This window comes from Sporosarcina sp. So3-204, assembly GCF_058068165.1.
On the sequence record NZ_CM176485.1, the window covers coordinates 1,570,261 to 1,588,839 of the forward strand.

Sequence of the window (18,579 nt, forward strand, 5' to 3'; positions counted from 1 at the left end):
TCTAATAGTTTATGTATGTAAATGAGACGCTATAAAATTTGATATACTTTTAAATTGAAAGGAAGAGAAGGAATGAAGAAATTTTCTTGGCCTACGCATTCCGTACTCGTTATTGCGATAGTCGCAACATGGATTACAACGTATATTGGTTATCATGCAAGCTTTAGTATGAAAATTGATAATGTAATGCAGGAGTTCATTTTGTTTTTGAACCCACTCAGTTTTTTACTATTTGTTTATGGCATCGCATTATTTATGAAGAGTACGAAGAAACGCAACATATATATATTAACGGTTAGTGTTTTAACTTCAGTTGTTATGTTCAGTAATGCTGTATTTTATCGTTTTTTCAATGATTTTATTACATTACCGGTGTTATTTCAAACGAGTAACTTTAAAGACTTAACGTCTTCAGTTACAGGGAATATGCATCTAACAGACATTTTCTTTTTTACTGATGTGTTAATTGTCTTATTGGCAATCCGATTTATTCCTAAAATTGAAGTTTCTACTATACAAAGTAAAACTAAACGTAAGGTATACTTTATAATGGCTGCTGCTGTCATGATGCTAAACCTTGGTCTTGCAGAAACACAAAGACCACAACTACTTACACGCGCATTTGATCGGGAGCTTCTTGTGAAAAATATTGGTACGTATAATTACCATATTTATGATGTTATTATGCAGTCTAAATCACATGCACAGCGCGCTTTAGCTGATGGCAGTGAACTTGTAGAAGTAGGGAACTATATCAATGCAAACTATGCGGCTCCAGATAAAGAGAAATTCGGAATTGCAAAGGATCGTAATGTAATTGTTGTTTCGCTTGAATCACTTCAATCTTTTGTAATCAATGAAGAAATGAATGGTGAGGTAATTACACCTTTCTTAAACGAATTATCTACGGATCAAGATACGTTTTACTTCTCAGATTTTTACCACCAAACTGGACTGGGTAAGACTTCAGACTCAGAATTTTTGATGGAGAACTCTTTGTATCCTAGAAACGGTGGAGCAGTATTTTTCACGCATAGTGGAAATACTTATAACTCATTTGCGCACCGACTTGGACAAAATGATTATTTTACAAATGTAATGCATGCGAATAACAAAAGCTTCTGGAATAGAGATATTATGTACAAAGCGCTTGATGTAAATAAATTTTATGATGTTGATAGTTATACAGTAGGCGAAGGTGAAGCGGTCAACTGGGGTATGAAGGATATTCCCTTCCTTAATCAATCGGTAGATTTAATGGCGGACATGCCACAACCGTTTTATTCAAGATTAATTACATTAACAAATCATTACCCGTTTGAATTAGATGAAGAAGATAAACTAATTTCTGCTTATGATTCAAACTCTAAAACTTTAAATAATTACTTTCAAACTGTTAGATATATGGATGAAGCTGTAAAGGTGTTTTTTGAAGATTTAAAAGAAAAAGGCTTATATGATAATTCTATAATTGTAATGTATGGTGACCATTATGGTATTTCAGAAAATCATAATAAGGCTATGGGTATGTATATGGATAAGGAATTAACACCTTTTGATAACGCTAAACTTCAAAGGGTCCCACTTTATATCCATATCCCGGGATATGGTAAAGGTGAAACAATGGATGAAGTTGCAGGTCAAATTGACTTACGACCAACGCTACTACACCTTTTAGGAATTGAAACGAAAGATGATATGAATCTCGGTTCGGATATATTCTCACCTGATCACGAGTCATTTGTCACTTTCCGTGATGGACGTTTTGTAACAGATAAAAATGTATACGCTCAAGAAGTTTGTTATGATGCTATAACAGGCGAACCTGTCGATAACGGGGCTTGTGAACCATACATTGAGCGTTCAACCACAGAGCTGGATTACTCCGATATGATTATTAATGGAGATTTACTGCGCTTTAAAGAAGAAGAAGAAGATAAAACATCTGTTCAGGATAAAAAGTAAAGTTATACAAAAGGACTTGCACAGGAATCTCTGTGCAGTCTTTTTTTAAAAGTTTTTCTTATGGGTATGTCTATAATCAAGAATTATAATGGAAGGATGAGAGAGTTGAAGCGAATAATAGTGGTTTATAGCTTAGTCTTACTATTACTAGTAGGCTGTGCGCAAAAACCTGTAGAAATTGTTGATCAATCAAAGAACAAAAATCCTTCTTCACCTACTATAGTAGATGAAAAAGCGGAAGTTATTATAAAAAAAATGTCCTTAAGTTCGGCATCATTCCAATATATTGCTGATTGGCTAACTGATACAAAAATCGTTTTCGTTGAAAAAGAAGATGCTTATTATGCTGTGAAAACTTTTGACATAGTGACTGGTGCAATTGATACGGTATACAAGGAAGATACTATTATTGCGGACGTTCTCATTCATCCTTCAAAAAAAACAATCTTATTACATACGACAACCGATACTTCATCCGCGGTTGTAAAAATTATCTCCTTACAAGGAAAAGTTCTTGATGAAATTTCAATCGCTTCCTCCGAGTTAGCAATTGAATGGAATCAATTAGATCCTACTCTCGTCTTATTAACTGCTTTTTATGAAGACTGGTCTTACGATGTATTCTTATACAATGGGGCTACAGGGGGATTCAATATGATTCCAATGGAAGATCCTTTTCCAAAATGGTTAGGAAAAGAAAAAATCGCAATTATTCATAATAAGGATCTGGCTTTAGAAGGTGCTAACTTGTCGATTTATGATTATTTAACAAAGGAGACGGAACTTTCTGGGTTTGGTAAAGTTATTTATTTAGATACATATAAAGATTCGATATTAACGGTTCAAGTAAGTGAAGATGAAAATGCTTTATTTACGATTTCTGATCAATCAGGAACAGTTTTATCGAGCTGGAAGATGCCCGTTGTAAGCAACTTTGGAGAATGGGTTATTCCGGATATATCTTGGCTATCTCAATCAGCTTTGGTTACGTCAGCTCCGAGTGAGGGGAAGGTGTCAGGGAAGGCTGGAGAGGTGTCTTACGAGCTTGTAACTATTAATGGTGGCGAACTAGATGTATTGGTGAAAGACGTAGCTATTGGACCACTCCGTTGTTCACCAGATAAAGGAAATTGTTTATTTGGGCAAAATAAAGAGTTGTTAATCAATTTGGAAAAGAAGAATGTTATTAACTTTTTGGAGCTAAAATAATAAAAAAACCTTTACGCAATAATGCGCAAAGGTTTTTTTATTAATGCAAGTATACCGGATATCCTTGTGTAACGATTGTAGCGATAGTAAAGCCTCCGAAAACAACACAAGCTCCAAAGTTAAAGACAATACTTAAGAGATTGCGTTCTTTCACTGCTTGAACCGTCCCAATCGCTGCAAAAATACCAATCAGACCAAAAATAACCATTAATAAATTCATCGTAAAGACACTCCTTTCAACATGGAAAAAATGAATGCCGATAATAGCAAGATTCCTCCTCTATTATAATGTCTGAAGCGTAATTTGTCGAGTGGAATTAGTGACGATTGTTTGAATTCGTCAATCGTGTTGAGTAAAATAAAGAGAAGGGAGGCGAATATTTTGTTGAAAATAACTACATATCCACTAGGGCCAATTCAAACAAACTGTTATATTATCCAAGATAGTGCAAAAAACTGCTTAATTATAGATCCAGGTGAAGAAGGGGAAAGAATTATTGCGGCGATTGACAGCGCGGGACTGCAGCCCGTAGCAATTCTACTAACGCATGGACATTTCGATCACATAGGTGCAGTTGATGCTGTTAGGAGTCATTTTAAGATTCCGGTTTATATTCATGAAATTGAAAAAGATACATTGACGGATCCAGTACAAAATGGCTCTACTCGATACCCAGGATTACCACTCGTTAAGAATGAACAAGCAGATTATTTTATAAATGAAGAGGGAATGATGAAAATTGCGCCATTTGAATTTGAAGTGCGCCATGTACCAGGTCATTCACCGGGAAGTATAGTCTTTATTTTTAATCAAAGTAGATTTGCGGTAGTTGGGGATACCTTGTTTCAAGGAAGTGTCGGGCGAACAGATTTACCAGGCGGAGATAGCCAAACGCTTTTAACTGCAATCCATGATAAATTATTAACATTAGATGATGATTTTATAATTTACCCAGGCCACGGGGATTCGACTACTCCTCAAATGGAAATGGATTCAAATCCATTCTTAAATGGTTTTTAATTAAATCAAATAAGAAACAAAAAAACAGCCAATAAAGGCTGTTTTTTGTATGTACGATTTAATGTCCAGCACCTGGTACGTGAATAAATGTTGAGTAATAACTAAATCCAACCATAAACACCATTAGGTATGCTGCAAACATGTACATATACATACGTTCTGTCAGGTTTAAATAACCGAGTAGTAGGAAGAAGATCGTATTCGCAACAAAAAGAAGTGAAGCCGTCATCATGTCACCTACAAAAAATAGCACTGCGAATATACCTGTCCACCAGCCTAATAGCTTAAACATGTTATCCATGTGTGCGTCCCTCCTTAATAACAATACAATAAACTCATATTCATTATAGAGGATAACAGCTATAGAAGTAAACTCAAATCATGAAATTATTGTGACAAAGACGTGTATATCCTAAAAGTGTTCTAACTTTATAAAAAGGATTGCATTAAAAAAGTTATTATAGGAAGAAATCTTATCGCGATTAAGCGTGTAATAACTTTAAAATACTAGCTAAATCCCTATACACAATTCGACCTTGCTTGAAAGTATTCCATTTAAATTATAGCCATTGTATAATTTAGTTAAGACGGATAGCAGTCATCCGTTGTTAGGCTTCATGAATATATTTTGGGATGTACTTAAAAACTGGCCGAATTAACACATATTCGGTTTAAGAGAGGGTGTTAAATGGAGAAGCATGAGAGCGTTGTTGAAAAAAGATGTATGAGTTTATTACAAAAAGCGATTCTTTATGAAGCATCTGATATTCATCTCGTGCCTATGAAAGAAAGTTATGACGTACTCTTTAAAAAAAATAACAAGCTAACTAAATTTGGAACTTTACCCCAGCAGTTGGCGAATCGAATGATTTCATATCTGAAGTTTCAATCTTCACTTGATATTAGCGATAAGCGAAAACCCCAAAGTGGTTCCTTCCACAAACAAATGCAAGGAGAGAATCTTTCCTTCCGTGTTTCCACAATTCCAGCTATACATTACAAAGAAAGCGTTGTTATCCGAATACAAAAACACGATAGAATTGTTTCAATTGATCAATTATGTATTGAAAAGGAATGGGCCGATAAATTACGCAGTGCCGCTTCCAAGGAACAAGGCCTAATTCTGCTTAATGGGCCAACGGGCAGCGGGAAAACGACTACGATTTATTCTTTGACTGCTCATTGTGTTAATAATCTTGATAGACACGTGATAACACTTGAAGATCCTGTTGAAAATAATCATGCGCATCTACTTCAAATTCAGGTGAATGAGAGGTCGGGAATGAGTTATTCAACTGGATTAAAGGCAATATTAAGACATTCGCCTGATGTCATAATGATTGGAGAAATCCGAGATAGTGAGACTGCTAAAATTGCGGTGCAAGCTTCCTTGACAGGGCATCTAGTTTTTACAACTGTTCACTCAAAAGATCCAGCGGGCTGTTTTTACAGGATGATGGATTTTGGAATATCTGCAGAGGAACTAAGACAAACAGTAGTTTGTATATCATCGCAGCGACTTGTAAGGACAAAAAACGGTGAAACGAATGCAGTGTTTGAAATAATTGAGGGGAATATGTTAGAGGAACTTGCAGATTCAATCACAAAAGGAGAGCGTGTCGTTTATCCTGAAGAATTAAGAGTTGAAACTCTTTCCAGGAAATATGGAAAACCGCAAGCTAATTCTAATGGTTAAAAAATTAATGATTAAACGAAAACAGAAACTCCAAAATCAGCCTGCGTTTTTGTTGAGGTTATCAATTTTGTTAAAAGAAGGTTTTACATTCAATGATGGCTTAAATCTTCTCATACCTCACCATATTAAAGACTACCAGACTATATTGGAGGAAATAGATGAGGGTTTAAGAGATGGTCAAGATGTAACTCAAATTCTTCAGCGATTTGGATTTTCTGCGAGTACATTATTACCAGTTGCAATAGCCGAAAAAAATGGTCGGCTTGTGGATGCTTTGGAAGCTATGGCAAAGAGCTTAGAAAGAACAGAAGAGACAAAAAAGAAATTAAAAAGTCTTCTAACTTATCCTGCGGTTTTGTTCGTGTTTATTTCGATTTTACTCTTTGGTTTTCGTAGGTTTTTCCTACCGAATATGGAAGTACTAGCCACGTCCCGACAAGGTGATGAAGCCGGTATCAATTCCTTACTTCCATCAATAATGGCTAAGATTCCAGACTTTATTATCGGTACAGGCGTTGTAATGGGAATAGTAGTACTTGTTGGTTCGTTTTATTATGGAAAATTGACCGCTTATAATAAAATCCGTTTTGCCAGCTCTATACCGATTGTTGGACAACTTTTTTTCAGTTGGAAGACCCATTTATTCGCTTCAGAAGTAGGTGGGCTTTTGGAGTCTGGTTTATCGATGCAGGAAGCACTTGAAGTCCTGATAAAGCAGAAATTAGATCCTGTACTAAGTGAAATTGCTAGAAATGTACATGAGCACGTCATTTACGGTGACCCTTTCCATGTTGCGATAGAAATGACGAATGGATTACTAAAAGAATTCTCATCATTTGCCCAGCATGGAGCCGAAAGTGGCTATCTGCCTAAAGAGTTAATTTTATATAGTGAACATCTTGAAGACGCCATTAATCGTAGAGTTGCGACAGGGCTATCAATTCTACAACCGGCTTTATTCAGTATTATCGCGATATGTATCTTAGCGGCTTATATAGCTTTACTATTACCTATTTACGGGATGCTGGATAAAATATAAAAGGAGCTAAATATGATTAAATTAAAGGAAGAAAAAGGTTTTACATTAATAGAAATGATGATTGTTTTATTAATCATCTCCGTTCTAATTTTAATTGCGATTCCTAACGTAACGAAGCATTCGAAGTCTATTGATGAAAAAGGCTGCTCAGCGTATATCGCTATGATGGAGGTAATAAACACCTCAGTCCACAAATGGCTATACAACAAGGTTTGTAGAGGTTGTCTGAAAAAGCTAATTGATTTACATCCCGAATAGAGGAGGAAATACAATGACAACTTACTTTTTAGAGGTAGAGAAGTATGCACATATTGAACAGGATTTACTTAACAGTTTAAAGGTATTGTTAGTGACGGGCGATGAATAAGTAGTTCTCCTATCTGTGAGCAATTTAAAGCATATATACGCAAAAATACTACAGTTATTTAAGCATTGTTTAACAAACTGTCAGACTGTGTCTATAAGTATCTTAAAATTGATTGGAGGGGTAAACATGACAACAATCATCAATGACATTATCAAGGTACATCATGTAATCAGTAATCTATCGTCACATCAACAACAATAATTTTTGGGCAAGTTATTTGATTAAACACATCAAGATTACTTTGACATTGGTTACATTTCATATACACCAGATAACATTAATATAATACAAAGTATTATAGATGACTTACAGAGTGTCTAATCAATCGTTATAAGCGCATAAGTAAGCTTATGGTATAAATACATAAATGGGCGCTACAGGTGATACAGGACGCGTTAAGATGCTCACAAGTGGATAGCGGTTTATGACACATCTTTACACAGACCTCGCACAATGTGTTTATGTGCGTCTGAAATTGATGGTGATAGTTTTGGTAGTAAACTATAGAGAGTTGTTTCGAGGTGATTGTGTGAGGTTGCAAGGGTATGTAAGAAAAATAAGCATAAAAAAAGGACTCCAACTTTTAATAGTCGGGAAGTCCTTTTAATCTATCAATCTACTAAACGATAGAATAGACCTATATACATGTAGTATATAAATCCGATAGAATATAAACGTGCACCTTTTTGTGTAGTGTGAGAAGTTGATTATCTAGCTTCTACATTTATTATATCACAATGGACAAGCATGTCAACAAAATTATTATAACACAATGGGGGTGGTTGAATTGGTGTAGCTATATCAATATATATAGGCGGAATCATATCACAATAGCCATGGAAAAATAAAAAATAGAAATGGAGATGAAACGATGATGATACCAACTTAGCTTCCTTTTTCTCTAAAATGAACAAAGCCGATGATGTTAGTCAACTATTTTCTGGATTTTATGAAATCCTGTGAGAAAAAGGAAGCAACAAAAAAGGAAACTATTTTGTTAGATTCACGCTTCTTATGCAAAAAGAAATTAGAGATGCAATGCCACAATGGACACTTACTAAACAGGATAGAAATACAACATTATCAAATGACATGGATGGACTTATTTCAACGGCTTTACTGAAACATGTTTTCGGATATCAGATTAATCATTTCTTTTCAAGGAAGAAGTTCGCAACAATTGATATTGCAGATACGCGCAAGTCTATTGGTGTGGATTTAGCCTTAAATAGAGGTTATACATACGACAATCATTTAACTAAGTTGTATGCAAATAGTCCCTACAACAAGGATTCGGTCAACTTGAACAATATCTTTGGTGTTAGTAATGATAATTATTCTGAAAAGTTTAGTATGTCAACATTAATTACAATTTGGAGTATGTATGATATACCTCTACCGAAAACAGAAGAAGGACGTAAAATCCTACTATGTATTGATAGTGGTCATAAAGGTTACAGAAAACCCGAATATAGGCACGTTCTAGTTGAATGGCTTGAAAGATTAGGCATGGGTGAACTTGTACAGACACTAGAAGATAATCCATTCCCCGACATGGAAGAGTTTTATCGTAATCATGAGTTAGATATGGGTATCGTCTTAGCGAGTAATAACAAATTAAGGCTTCATCCAACAGGTAAAGGTATTAACCCATTCATTGAATTTGATATAGATTGGATTTCACATCATTTAGGTTTTCCGATTGAACTGCCCACTGATGAATTTACAGTTCAACAGGAATTTGAAGTGGAATACTCAAAGATACGTGAGTTACGCACGGGAGATTTAACAAAGGCTATTACTCACGCTATCACATATAAAGACCAAATTGCCCTAACAAGAAATGGAGGTGAATCGGCATGACAAAACTTACAACACAAGACTTTTTCTTTTGCTATACGGCTACAATGTCAGAATATCTAAAAGAAAGTGGTGTCCCTTATATATTTAAGGGACGCAGTATTAAAGACGGTAATATTTTCACACTTTACAAAAAGACGGAACGACTAGAAGAATTACTAATAAACCATGAGAATACGGTGAAATAACCGTCAAAAGGAGAAGAGAAATGAGAATTTATGATTATGTTAATTACAAAGAAGAAGAGAATACTATTTACATGCCGTTCGAGTTATTTGATCAACTACACAAGATTAAAGTTACAGAGGGAAAGCTAGATAAGGATGGTAAGCAATTACCCTCTTCACACCTCGCATTTGCGTATAGCTATATGTACCTCATAACGTATATGTATAGGAACGCTAAAATATTTGTAAATAACAAACTAATTGATAACGAAACAATAAAGGAAATGCTAGGATATGACAAGTCAAATCGCACAATGAACTACCTAATCAACAAGGGTGGCATACTTGAAGAACTAGAGTTTACAACGTCTACAAGAGTGTTTCCGATTGGATGGGATTTGGACGAAGAAAAGAATTTGACGTTCATACCGAGCGATGAAGAAGGATACGAGGAATATGTAGCCGATATGAAAGAGAAGATGAGTAAGAGGTTTTATACTATGATTCCCAATCATGGATTATCTAGAACTCACAGAGGCATTGACACTGAAACAGGAGAAGTTATTGAAGAGGATTATTTGGGTACGTTTCATGACATTTCAAATACTCATCCTGTTGAATTTGATGTATTCGCATATTGTATGGAAGATAGATTCTCTTTGGAGACGGTAAAAGTTAAGAAGAAAAGTGGATTCGGTGAACCTATTGAAGTTGAAGAAATAATTAATAGGAATACAACTTTAGGTGTCACAGGTTTCTATTTGTACGCTTACATTGCTCGTATGAGCAACTATCACTTTGATAAACAGAACTATGATGTATCAATGGAAAATCTAGCAAAAGAAACAGGTATCTCTAAATCGAGTCTTACCAGATATATGTCACTAATGAGGTCGTACAGGCTACTAGACGTAACGCATAATATGGATTACTTTTCTACAGGTGTTCATAAGGATGACAGAATGGCTAATACATACGCTCCACGTCAAGCATGGCAATTTAATGATGAGAAAGGTGGATATGAACGTATGAAGTATGTTGAACCCGAAGTTCACGAAGCACTTATGAAGAAGAGGGACGCAGAAGATAAGAAGGTTGGAAATGATGTTAGATACAGTAGAGGCAAGGTTTACATAAAAGAAGAGTTGTTACCATTCTAAATAGTGGTTAATAATGTATTTATTGGGCATACACTATATACAACCTATGATTCTCACCTATAGGATAGATAGATGATATTAGGTAATAAATATAAGAACAGAACAATCTCTATTATGACTATGCCTAATAAGTACATTAATGAAATAACACAAGATAACAGCCAATATAATGAGAGAGAAGGCGGCACAAATGAACAAACTAATTGATAAGCTACAGAAGCTACTTGAAGTGGATAAGACGGAGTTGATAGATTTTGAGGATTTAATAGGAAGATACACAGGCAAAAAGGTTGATGCGATGGATACGAAACTACATAAGTTACAACAACTAGGATACGCCACCTACACAAGAGAAGAATATGGATTTAGAATAAAGATTAATAAACAACTACGTCATGAGCAAACAACTTGATCAAGTAGCATCAATAAATAAATAAATTAGATAGGTAGCACCAACAAACAACAACATCAATCAGTAGTAGCAGTAACAATCGAACCAATTGTTATTGTTACTACTGTTTTTTGTTGTTATAAGTAGATAGAACTATGTTATCATTATATTTAGAATATACTATAAAATAAGGGGGAACTATAAATGAGATTTAAATTATTATCTTTTTTAACTATCTTAATTTTAACTGCATGTAATCCAGTGACCGATAATTCGGAGGAAATGAAAATTATTGAAGAATTAAACGTTTATGCAGAAGATAATAATATTGATGGTTTTCGAAAGAAAATTGAAGAAGTAAAAGCAAATGAATTGGTCAGCGAGGGAATAATAGAAATTAGTGATGAATTTTTCAATAGAATCATCGAAGAAAAAGACTTTACATTACTAAATGAAAATCTCGAAAAGTTAATTATTATAGGCTCGACAAATCCAGACAAAGACAACGAGAAAATTTTAAATAATGTAATGAAAACAGAAAGAATATCAAAGTTAAATTTAATGGAAGAAGCACTTATTAATGGCGAAGTGGACAAAGCAGAAAAACTATATAGTGAGTCTACCATTCTCAACGGGCATGAAGAGGCTATTGCTATGAATCATTACGTGGATTATTTAAAATCAAATGAATTACCTTATGTAGCCCAATATAATCTAGCAATGGGAGTTAATTATGATTATTATGGAAGATTAAGCGATGAAATAGAAAAGGCGATAAAGGACACATCTTTCACAACAGAATATAACCATCCTCCGCCAATTGATCAGTCGGCTTGGACATATATTAAAAATGGTGGATATAAGGGCATGATAGACGAAATAGCAGATACAAAACAGGCACAGGTGGCAAATAAGCTTCTTGTAGAAAAGGCAAAAGGACAAAATCCTTCACTCGGAATGACTACAGGAGAAGTTGAAGCTTCTTTATGGGGTAAACCAGAAAAGGTCAATAGAACAGTTTCAACTTATGGAGTAAGAGAACAATGGGTGTACGGTCAAGGTCAATACCTTTACTTTAATGATGGAATTCTAACTAGTTTCCAGGATTAAACTGTCGCGACAATATTAATTCTAAAAAAAGTTTTTGCTATTCTTTTTATTTATTACTAGAAGATATACATTCTATTCGATGGCTAGCCTATTAACTATTCAACTACTGTAAATGGTTAGGCGATGTGGTTTGGGTTATCAAGCATTTACAGCCAAACTTTATATGGGAGTTTGCGTAGATTGTAAATTGAGAAGGAGTGTTTATTATGAATTATAATGTAGCTAGTTTTTTGGTAATACTTTTTATGCTTTCTATTATTTTTTGGTTCTTTACTTTGTCGCCTATGACGGGTTTCCTGGGTACTATTGGGATAGGTATTTGGTTTGCATTTATGCTCTATCAAAGTAAGATTAATGTTGAAAAGAAAAAGGCGAAGGTTGGTAGGACTGAGAAACGCATGAGACTAAGGAAAACCCTAGAGGATTTTAGGGTGTCCCAACAATTCACTTCAAATAATTCGGGTGTAGAAATACTACTTGATGAAAAGAATAGAAAGGTAGCGTTTGTTTACTTTAATAATAATAAAGTTGAAACATATAAATACGAAGATATTCTTGAATCAGAAATAGTTGTAGATGGACAAACGATAACTCAAACTAGTAGAAAGGCTCAAATTAAAGGAGCTATTATAGGAGGAGTTCTTGCAGGTGGAGCAGGTGCTATTATTGGTGGAATGGGCACTAAAACAACATCAAGCGAGGAAGTAAGGTCAATGATTTTAAAAGTTGTCGTAAATAATACAAAGAGTCCTATTAAAACAATTAGTTTTCTATCATCTAAAACTAATGCGGCTAAAAAAAATGATGCACGATATATAAGAGCCAAAACAAAAATCGATCATTGGCATACATTGTTTAGCATCTTGATGCAACAGGAAGAAAAAACTATAGAGAACTAAATACTGTCACTAAAACACATTCTTGTATGAAGGTGTTTTTTATATTCTAAGTTAATGGGAGTATCCTGAGAGGTTTCTAAGATTTGACGTGTAAGCACATCAAAAAATCAACGGCTGTTACATACCGAAACGATAAATTTAAAATAAGAATTAATAAATATAATCATCGTTAAAGCAAGCTACACCGTCACATAACGCCGCCTTATATTTAATTTATAGTAAGAAGCCGTATTATCTCATATGCGGAAAGTGACGTTGATTGGTGCTTGCATCGTTACGACTCGATACCATGAACGACACCATAACACTGTATCAAATGGTACACACTATGCAACACTTTCAACTTAAATCACGAACCTTGTAGGTAGTACATCCACCATTGTATCATATGTGGCGGAAACAACTTTTGATACGCGTCATATATTAGAGTACTATTTGATACGATTATGATATAATTAAGATAATATCATATCATAAGGGGGCTACGACAATGACAAAATCAAAAACATTCGCCTATATTCGTGTTAGCAGTAAGGAACAAAATGAAGCTAGACAAGTTGATACAATGCTTGGAAAGGATATTAGTGAGAGAGATATCTTTATTGATAAACTAAGCGGTAAGGATATAAACAGACCGCAATATATGGCATTGAAGCAAGTAGCAAGGAAAGGCGATACAGTAATCTTTGACTCAATTAGTCGTTTATCTCGATCATATACAGATATAAAAGACGAATACGCATACTTTGTTGAGCAAGGTATCAATCTACAGTTCATCAACGAGCCGATGCTTGATACAAAAGATACGGACGATGTGATGCAACGTGCGGTATCGGATATTATACTTGCTTTATTATCTGCATTTGCGGAGAAGGAAAGAGTAGATATCAAACAACGACAAAAAGAAGGTATCGCAGTTGCGAAGAAAAACGGTGTAAAGTTTGGTAGACCTACAAAAGATTTACCCGATAATTGGGTAGTAGAATACGAAAAATGGAAAGAAGGAAATCAAACAGCCGTACAATTTGGAGAAAATACAGGATTAGCAAAAGCTACTTTATATAGACGGATAAAAAAATATGAAGCGGAACTTCAAGGGTAATCATTGCGATTGCTCTTTTTTTATATCCAATTGATAAAAGATTGATTTTACAGGGTAATTCATCATCGTTAAAGCACCGTACAGGTCACTTTAAGGCATATGAGATATTGCGCATAAGGCGGAACAAGTCAAAATGGGGGGTATATGACGATTGTTGATGATGAATTGATGCGGTTAGTACCAGACCTCCTTTATGTCAACACCTGGGATTATTTTAAGACGATAGCATCTTTATAATATAATTCTGCCTACTGTATTAGTTATAGATGCTAGATTACACATCTACCATTATTTGTATGATACAATTAATTTAGTTGTAAAGCATATGGAACATGAAACGAGGAGGACTACAAATGAAAGAAGAAGTTGTGCTATATACTCGTGTATCATCGGATAAAGATGAACAACAATCATCTATAAAAAACCAAAGAGAAATTTATAAAAAATATTGCGAAGAAAAAAATTATGAATTGGTAGACGTTTATGCGGATGTTGGTACAGGCGTAAACGTGCGACATAGACCAGATTTTATTAGAATGATGCATGATGCGGGATTAGACCATAAAAAAAGTGATATCGGATATGATGAGTTTTTTCCTTCGAGCAGGCAACCTAATTTTAATTTGATAATTGTAAAGGACTCTACTAGATTTTCCCGTTCACAACATATTGGGATGTTAACAGTAGAGTATTTAAGAGATAAGGGTGTTCATGTACTTTTTGAAAATGCGGGACTTAACACAAAAGATGATGATTGGCACATGAGAACAAGCTTACTTTTTATGATTGCCCAAAATGAATCAGAAAATATTAGTAGGCGTATTAAATTCACAAAGAAAAATGTAGCTAAAGCGGGTGTGTATAACCCTAGCCGCCTACCATTTGGCTACGAAAAAAATAGCGATAATAAAATTGTTATAAATGAGGAACAGAAGAAAACTGTTAAGTTTATCTATGATAGATTCCAAACAGAAGGCGCACATATTATAACGACCAAATTAAATAAAAAAGGTATTAAGACGCAACTAGGTAAGATGTGGACAGGAGATAAGGTTTTAAGAATCATAAAATCAGAAATATATCATGGAACAGCCGTGATGAACAGAAGTAAAAAGCAAAATATAACCGATGTAAAGAGGGTTGCCCTCCCAGAAGGTGAATGGATAAGGATTGTAAATGCAGTTCCTTCTATTGTAACGAGAGAAGAATGGGAGATAGTGAATGAAGCTAGGAAGAGTAGGGTAAACAGGTCATCTAAACGTGGACGAAAACCAACATTGAACGATATCTATTACGGGAAATTGTATTGTGAAAAGTGTGGTAGTCGTTTTGTGCGACACCAAGGATACAATAATAAAATCACTTACATATGTCAAAACAGGAGAAAATCACTTGGATGTGATATTAGGGGGATATCAATAAACAATGTTACTAAGGTATTTGATCAGGTCGGTGTTTCCCTTGTGATGGATGGAATGTCTAATAATATCGGTTTTAATCAACTATCAAAAAGAATTGAAGCGGAAACATCCAATTTGAATGATAGAAAAAATGCGCTAACAGTACAGAGTACACAACTTGAAGAAGAAAATAGAATCACACTAGATGGAATTAAAAATCAGTTGAAAGACGGTTCATCTAATGTTATTGAAATGTTGTCGCAGTCCATTGATGAAAATAAAGCCAAAATTGATGAACTAAACCGTCAAAATGACAAGATTAGTATTAGCACACTTCTTAAATTAAAGGGAAAAGTTGAATCGAAGAAGCTACTTATAGATAGCATACAATTTAACAAACAAATAACGGATGATGAAAAGTTGAAACTCTTAAAGTCAATAACAATAGGTGATTATGAGATTGAGATAAAGTTTCTATTTCCTACATTTGAAGATGAGATTATTGAATTTAATACCATTTTCCCTATGGACGAGATACATTCATCTAAAACACATCATTTCAGGCAACTAGTAAGACGTGAACACAAGGCGGCGCGGGAATTTTGGGAGGATGTAGATGATAACTACAGATTGGGACAAGAAGTAGATGACGACTACCTTAAAAATGAAGGGAACTTCTATTCCACTGGAAAAAACATGAGTAAGGAAGCACAAGAAATGGAAGATATATTAACACAAGCTAACCCGTTAAATTGAGGTTAGTTTTTCTTTTGGTTGTTTTATTACGCGTACATAGCTATGGTACAAGGACAAGTGGAGGCATACAAGATGGATAAACATACCTATCCTAGTCTTGAAGAACTTGTAACAGCGGAGTATTTGCCTGAAAATCCACAATGCCCCGATGGCAGTAAATTAGTAATTGGGACGAATGGGAAAGTTTCGCCCGCACCAGATGGTTAAAAGTAATGACTATATACCGCTTGGTAGAAAAGAAAATGGTTTCACATTTTTGGAGCTGCTCCTCGTTCTATCTGTCGTGTCCATTCTTTCCGCAATCATCATTCCAGTAGGTGAAAAATGGATTCGTACAACGGTTGAAGAAGATGCACTTCATTTATTAATTTCGACAATTCATAGCATGCAAGGTTATGCAATAGCAAACAGGAAAGCAACAAAAGTAGAATTTATTAAAATGGGGAAAAGGACCAAATATATCACAGCGATTCCTGGCAAACAAATGTCTGAAACATACCTGCCGGATGGTATGAGAATATCAAATTCGAGCTATTTAGATAGAGTTGAATTTCATCCTAACGGGGATATTATTAAATTTGGATCAATTACACTAATTACAAATTCAGGCATTATTGAAATTAAATTTCAATTTCAGCGCGGAAGGATGATTATTGGTGAATCAGAAAGGCTATTCTTGGCCGGAATCGATACTAACACTCGTAATACTCGTAGTTATTTTCGGGACACTTCTTCCGCTTGCAACGAAATTGACTTCTGGACTACACGAAAAAAAGTTAGCGATGCATGCGGCTGAAACTGCCTATCACGGAATGATAAAAAATCACACTTATGGATTAAGGGAAGGAAGCCGTCAAGTTGACGGAGTGGATTATAATTGGCAGATAACAATGCACTCGATTTGTATTGATTACAGGTCGAGTATTGAGGTGACGTTGAAATGCCTCGATTTTTAGCGAGATTAAACGAACGTGGTTATACATTATTTGAAAGTTTGTTTCAGCTTGTCATTTTTGCTATGTTCGCTCAACTAGTATTGCTTTTTTTTCTCTGGAAAGCGCCAATTGAACGTAATTTTAGTCAAATGTCGAATAGTGAATGGGAGTTATTTGCAGTAGATTTACAGAAAGAATTAATTAATGTTTATGATTTTGATGTACATGTAGGGGGGCGTGGGATTCGTATATTAAATGATCGAGGAAGAATTGATATTGATATTGGAAATGCTGTTATTAGAAAGAGAATAAATGGCGTTGGTCATATTCCATTTTTGACTACAGTGCAGACTGCTTCATTTAAGGATATTGGAACATCAGTGGTTGTAGACGTTACGTTGTTAAATGGGACTCGAAAAGAGAGGGATTTTGTGATTGGACTTTATCAGGAATGATCGAGGTGCCATGCTTGTCGCTACAATTATTTTACTTTTTTTCGTTAGCTTCTTTGTTTTCACCTTGGTTTCATGGCATAATACTCTTTATAGGCTATACGATTCTCTAGAAACTTATTATGAGAATGAAACGATAGAGATTATGAGACGGGATAGCTAAGTTAGTGTTGTCCTAATAAAACGGGTGATGAAATTGAAGATAGTTTATTTAGTTGGTTTTATGGGGTCTGGAAAAACAGCAATAGGTAAAAGGTTAAGTTTTGCGACAAAACTACCATTTTACGGTATGGACACAGAAATCGAACGAAAAATGGGTATGTCAATACCGAAAATATTTGAAAAGTACGGAGAATCCTATTTCCGTGAGCTAGAGACGGAGTATCTAAGGACGTTTCGTGATGAATTATGTATTATTGCAACAGGGGGCGGCGTGCCCATGAAAAAAGAAAATCGAGATATAATGAGGAAAACAGGTCTCGTTTTTTATTTGAATGCGCCGTTTCCTGATATATGGCGCCGTATTGCATCGGATAAAAACCGGCCAATTGTGCAGCGTTCCTCGCGGGAAGAACTACTTGATCTCTATTTAGAACGGTCGCCAAAGTATCTCAATTCAGCACATTTTAAAGTTGAAACAGAACGGAGATCGTTACACGATATAACCGACTATATAGCGTTCCAAATTGAAAGGTTACGTGGAGAAAATTGATATACATCAGGAATTTAATTGATGATTCCTGGTGTATATTCTTTCAACTTACTTGGATATACAAAGAAGTACATAAAATATGAATTTATTGTTTCAAAATAAACGTAATCTACTAAAATAATTGCGCTTACATAAACTAAATGTTAAGATAATACACGAAAGGGTTCTAGTTGACCCTAATAATTAAATATCGCGAATGATTGTATGGGGAGAGAACGCTTAGGCGTCGCCGAAGGAGCAAGTAACAAAAATTACGAATCTCTCAGGCAAAAAGACTCTTACATGACGCATCTCTGGAGAGAGCCAGTTCGATCTGGCCACCAACGAGGAAAGCCGCA

General features: G+C 35.0%; 19 protein-coding genes, 1 pseudogene and 1 riboswitch. Of the genes and pseudogenes, 18 read left to right on the forward strand and 2 right to left on the reverse strand.

Going from position 1 to position 18,579, the window contains the following annotated elements:
• Window positions 1-72 precede the first annotated feature (72 nt).
• Both AC3RV6_RS07635 and AC3RV6_RS07640 read left to right on the forward strand, forming a co-directional pair.
• A complete protein-coding gene (locus AC3RV6_RS07635; protein WP_489748851.1) occupies window positions 73-1,965 on the forward strand; it encodes an LTA synthase family protein in 1,893 nt (630 codons plus the stop codon).
• Window positions 1,966-2,070: 105 nt separating this feature from the next.
• The gene (locus AC3RV6_RS07640) at window positions 2,071-3,174 is read left to right on the forward strand and encodes a YqgU-like beta propeller domain-containing protein (protein ID WP_489748852.1); all 1,104 of its coding nucleotides are present in this window, start codon (window positions 2,071-2,073) and stop codon (window positions 3,172-3,174) included.
• Between the two features lie 40 nt (window positions 3,175-3,214).
• On the opposite strand, the gene AC3RV6_RS07645 is transcribed toward AC3RV6_RS07640, so the two are convergent.
• On the reverse strand, window positions 3,215-3,394 hold the full coding sequence (locus tag AC3RV6_RS07645; RefSeq protein WP_489748853.1) for a DUF2759 domain-containing protein: 180 nt from the start codon (window positions 3,392-3,394) through the stop codon (window positions 3,215-3,217).
• Window positions 3,395-3,556: 162 nt separating this feature from the next.
• On the opposite strand from AC3RV6_RS07645, the gene AC3RV6_RS07650 reads away from it, so the two are divergent.
• Window positions 3,557-4,195: an MBL fold metallo-hydrolase gene (locus AC3RV6_RS07650; protein WP_489748854.1), complete on the forward strand. Its 639-nt coding sequence runs from the start codon at window positions 3,557-3,559 to the stop codon at window positions 4,193-4,195.
• Window positions 4,196-4,253: 58 nt separating this feature from the next.
• Here AC3RV6_RS07650 and AC3RV6_RS07655 read toward each other — a convergent pair whose 3' ends face one another.
• Entirely contained in the window at window positions 4,254-4,496 is a 243-nt protein-coding gene (locus AC3RV6_RS07655) for a DUF2626 domain-containing protein (protein ID WP_489748855.1), read from the reverse strand.
• Between the two features lie 387 nt (window positions 4,497-4,883).
• Here AC3RV6_RS07655 and comGA point away from each other — a divergent pair, with 387 nt between their 5' ends.
• The 15 genes and pseudogenes from comGA to AC3RV6_RS07730 all read left to right on the forward strand — a co-directional run bounded on the left by comGA (window position 4,884) and on the right by AC3RV6_RS07730 (window position 18,241).
• Window positions 4,884-5,891, forward strand: coding sequence for a competence type IV pilus ATPase ComGA (gene comGA, locus AC3RV6_RS07660; RefSeq protein WP_489748856.1), 1,008 nt, complete (start codon window positions 4,884-4,886; stop codon window positions 5,889-5,891).
• A 7-nt stretch (window positions 5,892-5,898) separates the two neighbouring features.
• On the forward strand, window positions 5,899-6,930 hold the full coding sequence (gene comGB, locus AC3RV6_RS07665; protein ID WP_489748857.1) for a competence type IV pilus assembly protein ComGB: 1,032 nt from the start codon (window positions 5,899-5,901) through the stop codon (window positions 6,928-6,930).
• 12 nt (window positions 6,931-6,942) lie between these two features.
• Window positions 6,943-7,057 (forward strand): annotated as a pseudogene (locus AC3RV6_RS07670) (prepilin-type N-terminal cleavage/methylation domain-containing protein); the annotation flags it as partial.
• 1,254 nt (window positions 7,058-8,311) lie between these two features.
• The gene (locus AC3RV6_RS07675) at window positions 8,312-9,160 is read left to right on the forward strand and encodes a hypothetical protein (RefSeq protein ID WP_489748858.1); all 849 of its coding nucleotides are present in this window, start codon (window positions 8,312-8,314) and stop codon (window positions 9,158-9,160) included.
• The gene (locus tag AC3RV6_RS07680) at window positions 9,157-9,345 is read left to right on the forward strand and encodes a hypothetical protein (protein WP_489748859.1); all 189 of its coding nucleotides are present in this window, start codon (window positions 9,157-9,159) and stop codon (window positions 9,343-9,345) included. The genes AC3RV6_RS07675 and AC3RV6_RS07680 overlap by 4 nt, the downstream gene beginning before the upstream one ends.
• A 20-nt stretch (window positions 9,346-9,365) precedes the next feature.
• Window positions 9,366-10,484: a hypothetical protein gene (locus AC3RV6_RS07685; RefSeq protein WP_489748860.1), complete on the forward strand. Its 1,119-nt coding sequence runs from the start codon at window positions 9,366-9,368 to the stop codon at window positions 10,482-10,484.
• A 190-nt stretch (window positions 10,485-10,674) separates the two neighbouring features.
• Complete coding sequence (locus AC3RV6_RS07690; protein ID WP_489748861.1) at window positions 10,675-10,896, forward strand: hypothetical protein; 222 nt, start codon at window positions 10,675-10,677, stop codon at window positions 10,894-10,896.
• A 183-nt stretch (window positions 10,897-11,079) separates the two neighbouring features.
• Window positions 11,080-11,985 carry a hypothetical protein gene (locus tag AC3RV6_RS07695; RefSeq protein ID WP_489748862.1) on the forward strand — a complete coding sequence of 302 codons (906 nt, stop codon included), beginning with the start codon at window positions 11,080-11,082 and terminating at the stop codon, window positions 11,983-11,985.
• Between the two features lie 206 nt (window positions 11,986-12,191).
• Entirely contained in the window at window positions 12,192-12,884 is a 693-nt protein-coding gene (locus AC3RV6_RS07700; RefSeq protein WP_489748863.1) for a hypothetical protein, read from the forward strand.
• Between the two features lie 490 nt (window positions 12,885-13,374).
• Complete coding sequence (locus AC3RV6_RS07705; RefSeq protein WP_489748864.1) at window positions 13,375-13,986, forward strand: recombinase family protein; 612 nt, start codon at window positions 13,375-13,377, stop codon at window positions 13,984-13,986.
• Window positions 13,987-14,339: 353 nt separating this feature from the next.
• Window positions 14,340-16,142, forward strand: coding sequence for a recombinase family protein (locus AC3RV6_RS07710; RefSeq protein ID WP_489748865.1), 1,803 nt, complete (start codon window positions 14,340-14,342; stop codon window positions 16,140-16,142).
• 72 nt (window positions 16,143-16,214) lie between these two features.
• A complete protein-coding gene (locus tag AC3RV6_RS07715) occupies window positions 16,215-16,349 on the forward strand; it encodes a hypothetical protein (RefSeq protein WP_489748866.1) in 135 nt (44 codons plus the stop codon).
• Complete coding sequence (locus AC3RV6_RS07720) at window positions 16,318-16,938, forward strand: prepilin-type N-terminal cleavage/methylation domain-containing protein (protein ID WP_489748867.1); 621 nt, start codon at window positions 16,318-16,320, stop codon at window positions 16,936-16,938. Before AC3RV6_RS07715 ends, AC3RV6_RS07720 begins: the two co-directional genes overlap by 32 nt.
• A gap of 144 nt (window positions 16,939-17,082) precedes the next feature.
• Window positions 17,083-17,532, forward strand: a complete 450-nt coding sequence (gene comGF, locus AC3RV6_RS07725; protein WP_489748868.1) for a competence type IV pilus minor pilin ComGF — start codon at window positions 17,083-17,085, stop codon at window positions 17,530-17,532.
• A 193-nt stretch (window positions 17,533-17,725) separates the two neighbouring features.
• A complete protein-coding gene (locus tag AC3RV6_RS07730; protein ID WP_489748869.1) occupies window positions 17,726-18,241 on the forward strand; it encodes a shikimate kinase in 516 nt (171 codons plus the stop codon).
• A gap of 196 nt (window positions 18,242-18,437) precedes the next feature.
• Window positions 18,438-18,529: riboswitch (glycine riboswitch) on the forward strand.
• Window positions 18,530-18,579: the final 50 nt, after the last annotated feature.